Genomic DNA, 16420 nt, shown 5'->3' on the forward strand with positions numbered 1-16420 from the left:
TTTGAAATGAGGCACACCCGGTGTGCCGGCTCCAGGTTGCCTTTGGTGATTGGCCTGGAGCCACCCTCAGAAGAGACACGATTTTAAAAAAAGATTCGACTGATTTACCTGCTATGAATACTGATTACCGCAAATCACTGCCCGGTACAGACCTCGATTATTTCGATACCCGAGCCGCTGTTGACGCGATCCAGCCCGGAGCCTATGCCAAACTGCCGTATACCTCACGTATTCTGGCGGAAAACCTAGTGCGTCGCTGCGAGCCGGCAAAACTGACCGACTCCCTGAAACAGATTATTGAGCGCAAGCGCGAGTTGGACTTCCCTTGGTTTCCAGCCCGAGTGGTGTGCCACGACATCCTCGGCCAAACCGCGCTGGTAGACCTGGCCGGTCTGCGCGATGCCATTGCCGATAAAGGCGGTGATCCCGCCAAGGTAAATCCAGTGGTTCCCACCCAGTTGATTGTGGATCACTCCCTCGCGGTAGAGCACCCCGGATTTGAGAAGGATGCTTTTGAAAAAAATCGTGCGGTAGAGGAGCGTCGTAACGAAGATCGCTTCCACTTTATCAACTGGACCAAAACCGCATTTGAAAACGTCGATGTGATTCCCCCCGGTAACGGCATCATGCACCAGATCAATCTGGAGAAAATGTCTCCGGTGGTGCAGGTGCGCGAGGGCGTGGCCTTCCCGGATACCTGTGTCGGTACCGACAGCCACACGCCGATGGTAGATGCTCTGGGTGTGATTTCTGTGGGTGTTGGCGGCCTGGAAGCTGAGAGCGTGATGCTTGGCCGCGCCTCTTATATGCGTCTGCCGCATATTGTTGGAGTGGAGCTCACCGGAAAGTTGCAGCCGGGTATTACTGGTACCGACTTGGTATTGGCTCTCACTGAATTCCTGCGCCGCGAGCGTGTGGTTGGAGCCTACCTGGAGTTTTACGGTGAGGGGGCTTCCAACCTGACCCTGGGCGATCGCGCCACTATTTCCAATATGACTCCAGAGTATGGCGCTACTGCGGCCATGTTCTCTATCGATGAGCAAACCGTCGACTACCTCAAACTCACCGGCCGCGATGATGAGCAGGTAGCTTTGGTAGAGAAGTTTGCCAAGGAAACGGGCCTCTGGTCCGACACCTTGAAGGATGCCGAATACGAGCGTGTACTGAAGTTTGACCTGGATACAGTGGGTCGCAACCTTGCTGGCCCCTCCAACCCCCACGCGCTGCTGCCGGCCTCAGAACTGGCTAATCGTGGAATCGCTAAAGCCTGGGAAGAGAAAGCCGGTGAGATGCCCGATGGTGCTGTGATTATTGCCGCGATTACCAGCTGCACCAATACCAGTAACCCGCGCAATATGATTGCCGCAGGCCTGATTGCCCGCAATGCGAACAAGCTCGGCCTGACCCGTAAGCCCTGGGTCAAGTCCTCCCTGGCACCGGGTTCCAAAACGGTAAAAATGTATCTGGAAGAGGCCGATCTGCTTCCGGATCTTGAGCAGATGGGCTTCGGCGTAGTGGCTTTCGCCTGCACCACCTGTAACGGCATGAGCGGTGCCCTGGACCCAATAATCCAGCAGGAAGTGATTGATCGCGATCTGTATGCTACTGCAGTCCTGTCCGGAAACCGCAACTTCGACGGTCGTATCCACCCCTACGCCAAGCAGGCTTTCCTGGCTTCACCGCCGCTGGTCGTTGCCTACGCTATTGCCGGCACCATCCGGTTCGATATTGAAAAAGATGCGCTGGGATACGATGCCGATGGCAACCCGATTACCCTGAAAGATATCTGGCCCAGCGATGAAGAGATCGATGCGATTGTACGTCAGAGCGTGAAGCCACAGCAGTTCCGCGATGTGTATATTCCGATGTTCGAAGAGCGGGATGCCGCAGAAGAGCAGGGCCACGCACTCTACGACTGGCGTCCGATGAGCACCTATATCCGCCGCCCACCTTATTGGGAAGGTGCCCTTGCAGGCGAGCGCAGCTTGAAGGGGATGCGCCCGCTGGCGGTGCTGGGTGATAATATCACCACCGATCACCTGTCTCCGTCCAATGCCATTCTGGCCAGCAGTGCTGCCGGTGAATACCTGGCGAAGATGGGCTTGCCGGAGGAGGACTTTAACTCCTACGCGACCCACCGCGGCGACCACCTCACTGCCCAGCGTGCAACTTTCGCCAATCCGAAGCTACTCAACGAAATGGTGCGCGATGATAACGGCGAAGTCCGTCAGGGCTCCCTGGCTCGTGTCGAACCGGAAGGGCAGGTTACCCGTATGTGGGAAGCCATCGAGACTTATATGGATCGGAAGCAGCCTCTGATTATCATTGCAGGTGCTGATTACGGGCAGGGTTCTTCTCGTGACTGGGCTGCGAAAGGTGTGCGCCTTGCCGGTGTGGAGGCGATTGTTGCCGAAGGCTTCGAGCGAATTCATCGCACCAACCTGATCGGTATGGGTGTATTGCCGTTGGAGTTTAAGCCGGGCACTACTCGTGAAACCCTGGGTATCGACGGTACCGAGAGTTTCGATGTAATCGGTGAGCGCACTCCCCATGCCACGCTGACCTTGCTTATCCACCGCGCTAATGGTGAGACGATTGAGGCTCCTGTTACATGTCGTCTGGATACCGCAGAAGAAGTTTCCATTTATGAGGCTGGGGGTGTTTTGCAGCGCTTTGCCAAAGACTTCCTCGAAGCAGAAGCGACGGTCTGAGTTATGAAGTTTGCTCCTCAAATAAAAATCCCCGCGACTTATATGCGCGGGGGAACCAGCAAGGGTGTTTTCTTCCGCTTACAAGATCTGCCCGAAGCTGCACAAGTGCCGGGGCAGGCCCGTGACAATATGCTGCTACGCGTGATTGGCAGCCCGGATCCATACGGTAAGCAAACTGACGGTATGGGTGGCGCTACTTCAAGCACCAGCAAAACGGTAATCTTGTCGCCCAGCGATAAAGCCGATCACGATGTGAACTACCTGTTTGGCCAGGTTTCTATCGATAAGCCGTTTGTTGATTGGAGTGGTAACTGCGGAAATCTAACCGCCGCTGTGGGTGCCTTTGCGATCAATAGCGGTTTTGTAGAGCTCGCGAGAGTGCCAGAAAATGGCATCTGCACCGTGCGCATCTGGCAGGCCAATATTGGCAAGACCATTGTTGCCCATGTACCCATGACCAATGGCGAAGTTCAGGAAACCGGAGACTTTGAGCTGGACGGAGTGACTTTTCCGGCGGCTGAAGTGGAAGTGGAATTTATGGACCCTGCCGACGGTGAGGGTGCCATGTTTCCTACTGGTAACCTGGTCGATGATCTGGAAGTGCCCGATGTAGGTGTGCTCAAGGCCACCATGATCAATGCTGGAATTCCGACGATTTTCGTCAATGCAGAAGATATTGGCTACACCGGCACTGAATTGCAGGATGCCATTAATGGTGACAGCAAAGCGCTGGCGATGTTTGAGAGCATTCGCGTTCACGGTGCGGTAAAGATGGGATTGGTTTCTACCGTAGAAGAAGCTGCAAATCGTCATCACACCCCTAAGGTTGCTTTTGTTGCTAAACCGCAGGATTACGCTGCATCCAGTGGTAAGGCAGTAGCATCTTCCGAGGTCGACCTCCTCGTGCGCGCTTTATCTATGGGCAAGTTGCACCACGCCATGATGGGCACGGCAGCGGTAGCCATTGGCACCGCCGCAGCGATCCCTGGGACTTTGGTCAACCTTGCCGCCGGCGGGGGTGAGCGCAACTCCGTTTGTTTTGGTCACCCATCAGGCACCTTGCGTGTGGGTGCTGAAGCCAAAGAGGTCAAAGGGCAGTGGACTGCTACCAAGGCTGTTATGAGTCGCAGCGCTCGAATCCTAATGGAGGGTTGGGTGCGAATACCTGGCGATAGCTTTTAGGACTTTAGTGATTTCTTTATAGGGGGCCTTTGGGCCCCTTTTTATTTTTCTTCTCTAAAAATTGATTAGGAATCGGTTTTAAATTTTTACTCCAGTCAAATTTTATATTCCGCATATATTTAGCTTTATAGGAAAATATAAATTTCAGGTATTCTGACAGCAACTTTTCTTTCGGTTCTCCTGTGTTTTCAGGTAGTTTTTTATCTCAGAGAAAGCTGTATTTTTATCATTGTGAGACAGGGCTTGCCTTAATAGTCACATCTAGGTCTGTTTAGATATAGCCTTTATTGCTCAGCGTACGTATATTTAAGGCCTGCTGTTGGGATGCGAGGCGTTGGGTAAGCAAGCAGATATTCTCTAAAAAACTCCCAATATTCGTAGAAAGCTGGTGTAAGAATCCTACGGTTTCAGTACTTATTTGACTTGCTGGTCGCAACTAGTGACAGCAAATTGTGAACTAGTCCTCTTTGTCCTAGTCGCGATCCGCTCTATCGTATCTGAGTTTCTAACGTCCCTTCTTTTTGAGATTTTAGCCTAGCCGCCGTACTGCCGACGGCCCTATGGGATGGCCATTCATTAAAAAATAAATGTGGCTTTCCTTTTGCAGCAGATTGGAGAGACATCAATGAGAATTAAAAAACCACTTACCTTTGCAATTGCAATGGCAAATGTCGCGGTAGTGTCGGCTTGGGCTCAGGAAGATAGCCAACAAGATGACGATTGGGCGCTGGAAGAAGTAACGGTTACCGCTACCAAGCGGGAAACCAACCTGATGGAAACCCCCGTAGCAATCAGTGCATTTACGCAGGAAGAGCTGGACCGCCAGGGGATCAAAAATATTAAGGACCTGGGCAACACTATCCCCAATGTGGATATCGGCTACGATGCCTCCCAGTCCTCCCCAGTAATTTCCATGCGTGGTGTGCGCTCTACAAACACCAGTGAATTGGGTGATCCGGCGGTAGGGTTACACTTTGACGGTATTTACTCAGCGCGTCCCCAGTCTGCAATGGCAATGATGTTTGACTCCGAGCGAGTTGAAGCTATGCGCGGACCTCAGGGTACCCTGTATGGACGCAACTCTACCGTTGGCGCCATAAATGTTATCTCCAAGAAGCCAGTAATCGACGAATTTGAAGGCAACGTCGGCGTTGAATACGGTAGCTGGGATCGAGAAATGGTAAGAGGGGTGATCAACATACCCGTCTCCGACACCTTTGCTCTTCGTGTATCTGCCATGAGCGAAACTCGGGACTCCTACCTTACTGGTTACTACGATGCTAACCAATATGACAATCGTTATTTTAGCGCGGATAGCCTAGGCGCAACCCCTCTCGCTAATGATGCTGAGCGTACATTTATTCAAAGCAATAACTGGTGGACATCTGAGGATGTTTCTCTGGTAAAAGCCGACCCTGAAGACTTCTACGGTAATGTTGATCAACAGGCGATTCGTATTGGCGCCTTGTGGGAGCCAACGGAGGACATCTCCTGGTACACCGTTGTCGAACATTATCAGGATCAAAGTGCCGGTGGTATTAATACCATTGACTGTGAAAAGGCCGCGAAGCGGACAGATGGAACAACTTGTGAAACTTATTATGGTCCTGGTGCTGATGAGTACACAGTAGCAGTAAACGTTCCCGGCAAGCTCGATCTGACCATGGATGCATTCCGTTCCAACTTCCGTTGGGATTTTAGTGACAGCATGGCGTTTGTATATAATGCAGGTTATGCGGTACAGAATCGCAGTAACTTGATTGATGCTGATGCTGGTCGCAATAGTTGGGATATGAGCATGAGCATCACTGATGCAGAAAATGTTTCATACTCTCATGAGCTACAGCTGCAATCTACTGATGATGGCCCCCTTGAGTGGATCACAGGTCTATTCTATTTCCATGAGTCTAACGACCTAAATGGCTATTTCTTGGCATCACTGGATAATGCCGTTTTCTGGCGTCAACCGGAGAGAAATGTTGACGCACTTGGGGCATTTGCTCAGACAACCTATAGTCTTACCGACACTCTACACCTCACATTTGGCACTCGCTATACTTATGATGAGAAAAGTGATGAGGGGGGTAATAACCTAAGTTGCCGCCGTGATTGGTCACTGGATACTGAAGCTACTGGTGAATACGGGTGTTTTCCCGCTTATATCCATCCGACCTTCAGTGAGCTACCCTCCGACTACTTTGCGGATGACTCCATTTATTCCATCGATACTTACAATGATGTCGATGATAATTGGGAAAATGTCGACTATCGTCTTGGGGTCGATTACGATCTGACTGACGATATAATGCTCTATGCTTATTTCGCAACCGGGTTTAAGTCTGGTGGCTTGGGTGATGTTGTTTATAAATACGCGCAGGACCCTGAGACTGCCGAGGATATTCTCGATGCAGATGGCAATCGTGTTGTAGAGCAGACTTTTAAAACCAATTACGATGAAGAAACGGTTGACACCTGGGAGTTTGGGGCCAAAGGTAGTTTCCTCGATGGTCGTTTGAATCTTGCCGGTACATTCTTTTTCTCAAAATATAAAGATATGCAGCTGGCCGCTCCAGATGTTGCCTATACGTTTTTGGTGAGAGAGGTTGATGATGCAGGCGAACTTACAGGGGAAATTACTTCAGAGCCCGCGGTAATTTATCGAACCAAGAATGCTGCGCATTCAGAAATCAAAGGCTTTGAGTTTGAATTTGACTGGGCTCCGTATCCAAATGGCCATATCAGCGGCTTTGCAACTTGGATGCAAACAGAGATCACGTCCGATTTCGTAAACCGCTGGAACTATAACAACCCATCGCTGTTTGAGATTACTGATTGGGCTGCGGCACATGATGACAGCAACCCTGAGCTCTACCGTAACCTGAAGGGTAACGAACTGCCGGTATCGCCTGAGTACAGCTTCACTATCAACTACGACCATACCTTTGAGCTGGCTCACGGTGGCGCAATTATTCCGTTTATTAGTGTTCACTGGGAAGATGAGTCTTACCTGACCTTCTGGAATGTTGACAAGCATGACTTCCCAGTTGGCGATACCTCTGCATTTGATGATAGCCGTGATTCGTTCTGGATGATTAATGCCTCTATTAAGTACGTAAGCCCCGACGATCAGTGGAATGTTGAAGCTTATGGTTACAACCTGACCGATGAAGTTATTCCGTACTATGCGGAAGGTAGCGATGCACTGGTGTCTGGACCATTCTCTACCCCGGCTAACTATGGTGTACGTTTCAACTACAACTTCTAAGTAGTTACTTCTGCTCCATATTTAAAAGCCGGACCATTTTAAATGGTCCGGCTTTTTTTATATCTCGAGTGTGGTGTCAAAGCTTCTTACGAGTTCTTTAGCCCTGTTAAGGCATGCCAGTATCTTGGGGTTATGTAAGTAGCTAGGCTCTGGTTTTACGCCAAATTATGCGAATCATGTAAAATAAAAATAGGGCGATAAGAGTCCAAGGTAAAAGGTATGCGATTGCAGTAATTGCTTCAGATAACCCGTCAGACAAGTTTTCACCAAAGTGAGATAGGGAGTCTGATATGGGAGCCCAGAAAGAAGTGTAGGATTTTGAGTGTAACTCAATTTGAACCATATCCATCTGAGTTCGCTTGAACAGTTTAGCTTTTTTCCCCTGTGAATACTCAATATCAGATTGTACCGATGCTAACTTTTCAGCAACCTTGATTAGAGTATCGATGTCACTGGCAGATTTTTGTTCCAGCTCTACAAGCCTCGACTGATACTGGAGTAACATTTCAAGACGCTTTTGGTTGTCGATAATGACATCTTGTAAATCTTCTGCTTTGGTTTCTCGCTGTATCACTCCTCCTTGCTCTGATGCCAGATCAATGATTTTGTCGACCCCGCTGGGGTGAATTCTAAAGTGAATCCTTCCGTAGGGCTTTTCATCATTGCTGAGACTAGAATGCAATATTGTGCATTCTTTCTCCACCTCTTGTTGGCAGAGTAATTGGAGCTTGTGGAATACAGGTTCAACCTCCTCAGTATGTAGCTCGGTTGTCAGGAAGTGTTCGTAAGCAATATATTGACCTCGCCCACTTTGATTGACCCCTGAAATAGGTTCCGGGAACCGGATGTCTGCAACTACCTTACTGGAGGCACGGGCATTGTTGTATGAGGTTACTGAACTTTCGCTGCCTGATTCTGAGCAACCGTAGTTACTGCCCAATATAAGAAGGGCAAGTAAGTAGTTAAAGAGTCTCATTTGGATCCTGTTTGATTTTAGTTAATCCGAATAGACTTGAATCTAGCATCGCTCGGTTTACTGATAAAGGTTGACGTCGGTGTGTATGCTGCATATTTGGGTTTCATTAAGGAGACTCAAGATGTGTGTTATTCTTCTACGAGTCTGAGCGTTTGTTATAAATCTGTGTATTGGTGGAAAATAGATAATGTCTGCAATAGAGTTGGAAGAAAGGCGGAAATTAGAGCTAATCGAAAAGGTTAGGGGTTATTTGTCTAAAGAATTTGAGCTGGAAATTGGCGGTTTTGAAGCGGAGTTCTTTATTGATTTCCTCGCAAAGGAGTTGGGGGCCGGATTTTATAATCAGGGTTTACATGATGCTCAGGTAATAGTGTCCTCTAAGTTGGAGGATATTTCTGATGCAATTTATGAGATAGAAAAGCCTGTAGACTAGAAATATTGCACTTATTGATAGCAGCACCATTCTATCTCTTATAAGCTGTTCAGAGATATTAATTCTTAGGTTTTTCTGCCTGGATAAATAGCATGGCTGCAAAGACCAACACTATTCCAGGTATAAAGCTGATATTAAAGTTTGTCATTTTCAATACTATGGCCACTATTAGTACAAATATCGGATTCAAGAAACTATATGCTGCAACCTTAGTTGCCCCGATCCTTAATGTACTGAATTGCAGCAGAAAAAAACTAATTAAAGTTGAGAATAAGGCTAAATAGAATAGCCCGCCGTAAGTCTCGGTGGGTATATTTCGCCATTCTATCTGGTTCAAGTTTGGAAAAGAGAGCAATAGTAACCAGAGCGCGCCAAATAGAATAACCCAGAATGTCATGACCTCTGTAGGTTCCCCTGAGTGAACCTTCTTGATAAGCGGGTTATATAAACTGAGTGATATAGCACCTAGGGTGAATATCCAATCCCCTTTGTTTAGGTCTAGCGTTATCGCTGTTGAGATACTCCCCTTGAATACAATCCAGGCTGCACCCAGAGTCCCAAGGGTTAGGCCGATAACTTTTCGGGTGCTGCTTCGCTCGCCATTGATGATCAAAGTAAAGATGGCAGTCATCGCCGGGACGGTTGTAAAAAGAGCGCCGGTATTCACTGCGGTGGTGTATTTGAGTGCTTCAAACATACACCAGAAAAAGATAACCAATGGGATGCTGAGTAGAGCATATCCCAGCAGTTGTTTGGGTTCTGGAAGCTGAATCCCATGCTTTAAAAATATGAAGGGTGCAAATAGTCCCGCCGCAATTAAGAATCGAATCAACATCATGGAATCCGCCGGGAGTGAATCGGCGATTAACTCCCCAATAGGAAATGATCCTGCAACCAGTAGTGTACAAAGTATCATCAGGCAGTGAACCCACCAGAGCGAGGTGTTGGGGCTTGTAGTTGATGGGGTTATGTCCCTGGTAAGCTCACTCATGATTCTTCCCTCTATTAGCGAGAGATAAGTGTAAGTCGTTTCTGGTAAACTGATAATCCAGCATTATAGATACTCACTGTTGAGGAGAAGGAAACAGTCGCCTATGGAGACAATTGCAGCGATTCCAATATTTGTGACTGTGGCAGAAACCGGTGGCTTTTCCCCGGCGGCAAAGTTACTTGGCATCTCAAAATCAGCGGTAAGCAAGCGGGTTACCCAGTTGGAGCTGCAGCTTGGGGTGAAGCTTTTGCACAGAACTACGCGAAAGTTGAGCCTGACGGAGGCTGGGGAGCATTTTTATGAGCACGCACGCATTGCTTATAAATCGGCCAAAGATGCACAAGACGCAGTTCTGCAGCTACAGGGGAAGCCTCGGGGGCGCTTGCGGATCAATGCTCCTATGTCCTTTGGTAGATTGCATCTGGCTCCCTTAATTCCCGTATTTATGGAGCGTTACCCCGAGATTAGTATCGACATGGTACTGGACGATAAAGTTGTCGATTTAGTGGGGGAGGGCTTTGATATCGCTATTCGCGGAGGTGACCTTCCCGATACCAGCCTGATTGCTCGCAAACTTGCACCTTTGAAAAGTGTACTCTGTGCATCACCCTCCTACTTGAAGGAATTCGGAGAGCCCACAGAACTGGAGCAGTTGAGTGCCCATAATTGCCTGATTTTTACTTATTCCAGGGATGTGAAAGAGTGGGGTTTTTTCAAAGACAATCACTTACATACCATCGAGGTGAAGGGTAACTACCAGGTAAATAATAGTGAGGCACTGAGGGAGGCTCTTCTCCAAGGAGTAGGGATAGGCCGCTTGCCCACCTTCGTGGCAGGACCAGACATTGAGGCTGGAAAGCTAATTCCTCTTTTCGAGGAGTACCAGATGCCTGCCAAGTCTATCTACGCGGTTTTCCCTGAGCGGCAGTTTATGCCAGCCAAAGTCCGCGCCTTTATAGACTTTGCAATAGAGTACTTTGGCGGCGATACACCTTATTGGGATCAGTAAACTGTTAACCTTTCGTCAACAGTAAGTCTCCGCCGAACCCCATTATCAACGATAAGGAAACCCAATAAGCTTCTTCTCATCGACATTCAATCAACGAACGATAGTCAGAGAGAAACTTATGGAATTGTTTAAAGCTGTTGAATCCCGCCGCTCGGTTAAGCATTTCGATGTCACAGCAGAGATGCCTGCCGAGGACTTCACCCGTCTGGTCCAGGCGACTATGTTGTCGCCGACTTCTTACAATATCCAGCATTGGCGCTTTCTGCGCATCACTGACATTTCCCTCCGCAGCCAGCTTAAAGATGCAGCCTGGGGACAGCAGCAAGTAGAAGATGCTTCTGAGTTGGTCATACTTTGTGCAGATATTAATGCCTGGAGCGATCGGCCGGAGCGGTACTGGGCCGATGCGCCGAAAGAGGCCCGGGATGTATTAGTGCCAATGCTAACTGAGTTCTACAAGGGTAAGCAGCAACTACAGCGGGACGAGGCTATTCGAAGCTGCGGATTGGCAGCACAAACCATGATGTTAGCGGCAAAGTCGATGGGATATGACACAGGTGCAATGGTTGGGTTTGACCCAGAGAGAGTCTCTGAGCTGATCAATTTGCCCGAAGGTTATTTGATCGGGATGATGATAGTGATTGGAAAAGCGGCAAAAGTTGCGAATGGGCGTGGTGGACAGCTGTCGATAAATGACGTCCTGTTCGAGAATAGCTTTTAAGGTGATGATAAATAGGGGTGAATCGCTATTGAGGCTCTTTTAGTAGGTCTCAAGGATTAGTTGGGTAAATTGTAAAGGCAATTACAGTGTCTATTTGCTGACGTTATCAAAGTTTCGTTATGCTTGCCTACTTCAAATAATAGATATGAGATAGAGCAATATAATGAAAGCCCCCTTAGGCTCAGAATGAATTCTTTTCATTGATATTGGAAACGTGAAGTGTGGCTTATGCCTACAATTTTCTTATATCAATGAGAGGGACCTGCTATGAACACCTATTACCACAAGTTAGTCACAGCTTTCGTCACAAGTGCTACTTTATTCTCATCACCACTTGTTATGGCTGTTGATTGTGGCGATGTAATAACAACAGCTGAAACCCTGTCGGAAACGCTGAATTGTGAACTGAGCCTGGCGAATCCCTATGCGGTAACAGTAACTGGACCCGGTGGAAGCCTTACGATGGCAGAGGGCGGGGAAATTATTTGTGATAACCCAAATCTAGAAGGTATCGCTGGAATTTTGGTTAATGGATTATCTGGTGCCGTTTATGGTGGGACGATAACCGACTGTCCAGATGGTTTAAACCTGGAGGGAGATGGATTTCATACCATAGATGGAATTATGATCTTAAACTCTCCACGAGAGGGAATTGTTATTGATAGTGACTCCAATAATATTGTTGGGAATCAAATTATTGATACTGGCAATGATGATGGTATAGATGTTAGAGGCGATCGAAACCAAATTATCAATAATTATATTGAATCAGCCGGTGATCAGGGGATTACGGTAAATGGTGTGTTTACACTGGTTCAGCTAAATACTGTTGTCGGCAGTACTGATGGTGATAACGGAATTGATATTAATGAAAGTAACACAACAGTTATTCAGAACTTTGTTACCGGCAGTGCGAGTAACGGGATTGAACTCAATGTGGATGTATCAAGTACTTCTATAATACAAAATATAGTCATGGAAAATGGGACAAATGGCTCGCCTGATACAGCCGGTATCAATATCGCTGGATTCAATAATGAGAATAATGTGGTGGTAGGGAATACATCGCTTGATAATTCTGCATTTGATTTACGTGATCCTACCGATCCAACTTGCAGTGGAAGTAATACTTGGATTGGCAATACTCATGTAACAGCAGAACCTGCCTGTTTGGATTAAGATCGGGGAGGCTTTTAATCTGGGGGAAGTAGTGAGCGTGTAAGTGTTACTGCTGGAGAAGCCGAAAAGATATACTGCGTTTAAGGTGTGCTGCGGATCCCTTTCTTCCCTATTTTGAGTAAGTTGTGGAATTAGCTAAGTTGAGCTTATATTGCGATGTTACGCATTCATACTGACCATCCTATTGACAGAGAGGTCTAGCTAAGCGAGCTGATCGGCGGCAATTCAGGAACTGCCTGTAAAAGGCGGGTGAGAATTCCCTCGGTGATAACCAAAACTTTGGTTTTATGGGGCACTTGACGTCCCCCTCGAACTTGAAAGCCAATTGTCTCCCCGGTCTTCTCTCTGAGCTGGGCAGCCATTCGAGCCGCTGCTGCCCGCACTGCTATACGACGCGGATCTAACATAATAATTTTCTTCCTTTTTAGTCATGGTATATCAAGCAGAGCGAGGGGGACTGCGGTTGTTTTACAGGCACCAGGAGGCGCTTGAAGAAAAATCTTATTGTGCGCATCTAAGGTTTGGAGTAATTCAGGAAGGATACTTTGAATAGGTAATACTGACATGCTCGTGATTATGGTGACTTCGCAAGGTAGGTGATACCAATATCAAAAGGGACATTTGGTCTGAGTAGTATCTTTAGCGCTTAACCCTAATGTAGGGAGCTAGTTTAAGTCAGGGTGGGGGGGATTTATAGGTGCTATATTACCCTCAGGTGTTACCATTTCGTTAAGGATAGACATGTGTGTGTAGAGTTGGAGATAGCTTACAGGTGGTGTCTGTGGCCTGAATGGACGGTTGCGGTTCACATACAAACTAAAACAGCTGGCGACCTCATGTTACTCAGCAGCATTTGTGAGCTATCGAGGATTTACCAGTAAATTTAACTGGAGATGATATGAATGAAGTGGGTGTAAATTCGCCGGCACTACGACATTCGGTGGTTCTACTTTCAAATTTGTTGAGTTTATCCCCGCGTACCCCCTCGTTTGCATCGAACCAATAGTTTAATTATGCAGTTGTACTATTTGGTAGAGTTGAGATCGCGTGAGTGTGAAGCTTTATGTAGCTGACACGCTTGCTCAGCGCGGTACGATTCACAAGTGGATCAATAGAGGTGAAAAACTCTGTATTATCGTAATCTCTACAGGACATTCTGCTTTTGGTTAGCTCCTAACGGCTGAAAATGGCCCCTTTGCTTTATTGTCATAGATGCTAGCCTAGGCATATGCCTCAAAGATAAACTAGTTGGCTTTCTTCTATGCTATCGTAAATTGCGTTAATTGAATCCCAAACAAAAATATTATTAGGTCAGCTGTTGATAGAGAGCGGCCAGCAAGGCTTTATAGTCGTGAAACTTAAACCTGAAGAAATCGAGTAAGTAATAGAAGTATTTCAGCTCTGCCCCAGTATTGATACGTAGAAGGTGATATAGTCGCAAAGTAGATTTTTAATGATAAAATATTGAAATAATAGATCACGATGAAGTCTAAAAAGCAACTATGGAATTATATTTTGGTTAATACTCAATTATGATTTTTAATATTCTCCTATGATCGATTGGCCTCATAAACTGATAGTAATCTAAGACAATGAAGCTACTTCTTTAGTCGCTAGTCGCAGAAAAAAATGGTTGTTTAGGTACACTGTCAGTAAAAGCTGCTAAAAGTGAGTTTTACTAGCGGTCTTTACGATTGCATGAGTAGGTCAAATATTAAAAGTTTTATTTACTGGCAGATTGCGAATTCTGGTTCCTGTTGCTGCAAATATCGCGTTGGTCAATGCAGGGGCTACGGGTGGTACACCAGGCTCACCAACGCCTGCTGGAGCAGAATTGGCACTCACTACCGTTACCGAAATATCAGGGCTCTGCCCCATACGAAGTACAGGGTAATCATGGAAGTTGGACTGCTTAACCTTCCCATCTTCAAAGGCTACCTCTCCCATCATCGCCAAGCTTAAGCCAAAAATCACCGCGCCTTCGGTTTGTGAGACAACTCTATCAGGGTTAACAACAAGTCCAGCATCAATAGCTGCAATTGCTTGCAGTACCTTAAGGTTTGTGTTTTTCACCTCCACCAGAATCGCTATAGCTACATAGCTATTAAAGCTTCGATGAACGGCAAAGCCCCAGCCTTGATTTGACTGGTTAGGTGCAAATTCAGCCATATTTCTTTCAACAATATCAATCACCTGATGGTAGCGACCAACATCGACTGGGTGACGTGATAGATCCTCTCCGTAGTTTCCGTATTTGAACTGTTGACCGGAAAAGTCGATATGCCTAGGTTGGCCCAAAATTTCTTTCCACATCTTTGGGCATGATACTTTGGCATTGTGTGCCAGTTCATCCACGAAGCTACCAATACCAAAGGCGTGTTGAATATTACTCACTGAGCGCATCCAGCCGATACGGGTATGCGCCAATGCTTTAACCGCTTCACAACGATGACTTGGCACAATAAATGGAATGTCGACAAAGCCAAGGTCCAGTTCTCCAGCTGAGGGGTACTCCACGTTCTCGGCAAAGGTAGTGCTAATAGATGGAAAGGCGGTACGTTGTAGTATTGCCGTTGGCATTTGATCGCTATCAAGTTTTGCTTGATAAAATTGGGCACTAATTGCGTGCATGTAGCCGTTTTGGATATCGTCCTCGCGGCTCCAGCTAACTTTAACCGGCCGTCCAAGCTTTTTAGACAATAGTGCCGCTTCCACACTAAAGTCAGGCTTTGACTTCCTTCCAAAGCCGCCCCCTAATAGCGTGACGTTAACTTTCACTTGTTCGTCATTGAGCCCGAGGTTTGCTGCTACATTTTGCTGCGTACTTTGCGGTGTTTGTGTTGATGCCCAGATTTCACAGCCATTTGGTGTAACTGAAGCTACAGCAGCAGGAGCTTCCATCGGTGCGTGGGCCAAATAGGGCACTGTGTATATGGCTTGCTGGGTAGAGTCCTCCGGCCAATCGGTGTTTTCAACTCCTTGTTGGCGAACTAATTTACCAGGCTCCTTGACCCCCTGAATTAACGACTCCATGAAACTTGTGCTGCTGTGGCTATCATTCTTACTGGCAGTCCAAGTTATTTCTAATGCTTTACGCCCTTGCAAGGCACTCCAGGTGTTAGTAGCAATAACTGCTACACCACCTAAAACTTGAAACTTAGGTGGTCCTTCGGGCACAGGTAATTGAATCACATCCAAAACCCCGGGAACCTTGCGAGCCAGGGTATCATCTAAACTTTCTACATCACTACCGAGAACCGGGGGCCTGCTTATACTGGCATACAGCATGCCATCTATTTGAATGTCGTAGCCATATCTAGCTCTTCCGGATAGCATATTATCCATGTCGACAATCTTGTGAGATTTGCCGATATGTTTAAAGTCCTTGTTTTCCTTCAGTTTCACGCGGTTCAATTCTGGTATGGGAAGTTTCGCAGCAGCAACTGCTAGCTCTCCATAACTAAAGCTTCTGCCCGACTTTACATGCACAACTTTATGATTCCTGGCTTCCACTTCTCCGACAGGCACTTGCCATGAGTCTGCTGCAGCTTGTTCCAGCATGGTCCGAGCTATTGCCCCCATTTGTCGCATTTTGTCATAATGCTTACGAATACTGCGTGACCCATCGGTATTCTGGCTTCCATAGCGCTTATCGGCTAACCCTTGAATCACAACGACATGTTGCCAATCAGCCTCAAGCTCATCAGCGAGTATCTGAGGTATCCCGGTTCTAATACCTTGGCCCATCTCTGAACGATGACAGGTAAGATAGACTTTATTGTCTTCGCCAACAGCAACAAACAGGTTTAACCTCGGCTCCTTTCCTTGTGCTATGGCCATCGGACTCCAGCTCATCCCACTTGCACCTAAAGCTAAGCCCCCGCCAGTTGCTCCAAATAGTTTAAGTACATCCCGGCGGCTGAAATTTTTTACGGCTGTAAAGCTACTCATTA

Annotated in this window: 11 protein-coding genes; 7 read left to right on the forward strand and 4 right to left on the reverse strand. The window is 47.2% G+C overall.

The window, feature by feature from the left end; translation table 11 throughout:
- Nucleotides 1-113 precede the first annotated feature (113 nt).
- From acnD to ACJJII_RS16485, 3 genes are all read left to right on the forward strand, one after another.
- Nucleotides 114-2711, forward strand: coding sequence for a Fe/S-dependent 2-methylisocitrate dehydratase AcnD (gene acnD / locus ACJJII_RS16475; protein WP_444916970.1), 2598 nt, complete (start codon nt 114-116; stop codon nt 2709-2711).
- A gap of 3 nt (nt 2712-2714) precedes the next feature.
- The gene (gene prpF, locus ACJJII_RS16480) at nt 2715-3893 is read left to right on the forward strand and encodes a 2-methylaconitate cis-trans isomerase PrpF (RefSeq protein WP_444916971.1); all 1179 of its coding nucleotides are present in this window, start codon (nt 2715-2717) and stop codon (nt 3891-3893) included.
- A 625-nt stretch (nt 3894-4518) separates the two neighbouring features.
- Complete coding sequence (locus ACJJII_RS16485; protein WP_444916972.1) at nt 4519-7158, forward strand: TonB-dependent receptor; 2640 nt, start codon at nt 4519-4521, stop codon at nt 7156-7158.
- 142 nt (nt 7159-7300) lie between these two features.
- Here the strand turns inward: ACJJII_RS16485 and ACJJII_RS16490 are convergent, their stop codons facing one another.
- A complete protein-coding gene (locus ACJJII_RS16490; protein WP_444916973.1) occupies nt 7301-8134 on the reverse strand; it encodes a DUF4349 domain-containing protein in 834 nt (277 codons plus the stop codon).
- Between the two features lie 187 nt (nt 8135-8321).
- Between ACJJII_RS16490 and ACJJII_RS16495 the strand changes: the two genes are divergently transcribed.
- The gene (locus ACJJII_RS16495; RefSeq protein WP_444916974.1) at nt 8322-8567 is read left to right on the forward strand and encodes a DUF2164 domain-containing protein; all 246 of its coding nucleotides are present in this window, start codon (nt 8322-8324) and stop codon (nt 8565-8567) included.
- A 58-nt stretch (nt 8568-8625) separates the two neighbouring features.
- Here ACJJII_RS16495 and ACJJII_RS16500 read toward each other — a convergent pair whose 3' ends face one another.
- Nucleotides 8626-9558, reverse strand: a complete 933-nt coding sequence (locus tag ACJJII_RS16500) for a DMT family transporter (RefSeq protein ID WP_444916975.1) — start codon at nt 9556-9558, stop codon at nt 8626-8628.
- Nucleotides 9559-9661: 103 nt separating this feature from the next.
- On the opposite strand from ACJJII_RS16500, the gene ACJJII_RS16505 reads away from it, so the two are divergent.
- From ACJJII_RS16505 to ACJJII_RS16515, 3 genes are all read left to right on the forward strand, one after another.
- Nucleotides 9662-10567, forward strand: coding sequence for a LysR family transcriptional regulator (locus ACJJII_RS16505; protein ID WP_444916976.1), 906 nt, complete (start codon nt 9662-9664; stop codon nt 10565-10567).
- A gap of 118 nt (nt 10568-10685) precedes the next feature.
- Nucleotides 10686-11288, forward strand: a complete 603-nt coding sequence (locus ACJJII_RS16510; protein WP_444916977.1) for a nitroreductase family protein — start codon at nt 10686-10688, stop codon at nt 11286-11288.
- A 267-nt stretch (nt 11289-11555) separates the two neighbouring features.
- Complete coding sequence (locus ACJJII_RS16515; RefSeq protein WP_444916978.1) at nt 11556-12467, forward strand: right-handed parallel beta-helix repeat-containing protein; 912 nt, start codon at nt 11556-11558, stop codon at nt 12465-12467.
- 197 nt (nt 12468-12664) lie between these two features.
- Here ACJJII_RS16515 and ACJJII_RS16520 read toward each other — a convergent pair whose 3' ends face one another.
- Complete coding sequence (locus ACJJII_RS16520; RefSeq protein WP_444916979.1) at nt 12665-12874, reverse strand: hypothetical protein; 210 nt, start codon at nt 12872-12874, stop codon at nt 12665-12667.
- A 1300-nt stretch (nt 12875-14174) separates the two neighbouring features.
- Nucleotides 14175-16418 (reverse strand): xanthine dehydrogenase family protein molybdopterin-binding subunit, encoded by a 2244-nt coding sequence (locus ACJJII_RS16525; protein WP_444916980.1) that lies wholly within the window; start codon nt 16416-16418, stop codon nt 14175-14177.
- Nucleotides 16419-16420 lie beyond the last annotated feature (2 nt).

The sequence above is a fragment of the Microbulbifer maximicatervae (SeqCode) genome, from assembly GCF_052467825.1.

Bases quoted from the DNA above. Each gene is read 5' to 3' on its own strand.
- ACJJII_RS16515 (WP_444916978.1), top strand. From the start codon at position 11,556: ATGAACACCTATTACCACAAGTTAGTCACAGCTTTCGTCACAAGTGCT.
- ACJJII_RS16505 (WP_444916976.1), top strand. From the start codon at position 9,662: ATGGAGACAATTGCAGCGATTCCAATATTTGTGACTGTGGCAGAAACC.
- acnD (WP_444916970.1), top strand. From the start codon at position 114: ATGAATACTGATTACCGCAAATCACTGCCCGGTACAGACCTCGATTAT.
- ACJJII_RS16510 (WP_444916977.1), top strand. From the start codon at position 10,686: ATGGAATTGTTTAAAGCTGTTGAATCCCGCCGCTCGGTTAAGCATTTC.
- prpF (WP_444916971.1), top strand. From the start codon at position 2,715: ATGAAGTTTGCTCCTCAAATAAAAATCCCCGCGACTTATATGCGCGGG.
- ACJJII_RS16525 (WP_444916980.1), bottom strand. From the start codon at position 16,418: ATGAGTAGCTTTACAGCCGTAAAAAATTTCAGCCGCCGGGATGTACTT.
- ACJJII_RS16495 (WP_444916974.1), top strand. From the start codon at position 8,322: ATGTCTGCAATAGAGTTGGAAGAAAGGCGGAAATTAGAGCTAATCGAA.
- ACJJII_RS16520 (WP_444916979.1), bottom strand. From the start codon at position 12,874: ATGTTAGATCCGCGTCGTATAGCAGTGCGGGCAGCAGCGGCTCGAATG.
- ACJJII_RS16490 (WP_444916973.1), bottom strand. From the start codon at position 8,134: ATGAGACTCTTTAACTACTTACTTGCCCTTCTTATATTGGGCAGTAAC.
- ACJJII_RS16485 (WP_444916972.1), top strand. From the start codon at position 4,519: ATGAGAATTAAAAAACCACTTACCTTTGCAATTGCAATGGCAAATGTC.
- ACJJII_RS16500 (WP_444916975.1), bottom strand. From the start codon at position 9,558: ATGAGTGAGCTTACCAGGGACATAACCCCATCAACTACAAGCCCCAAC.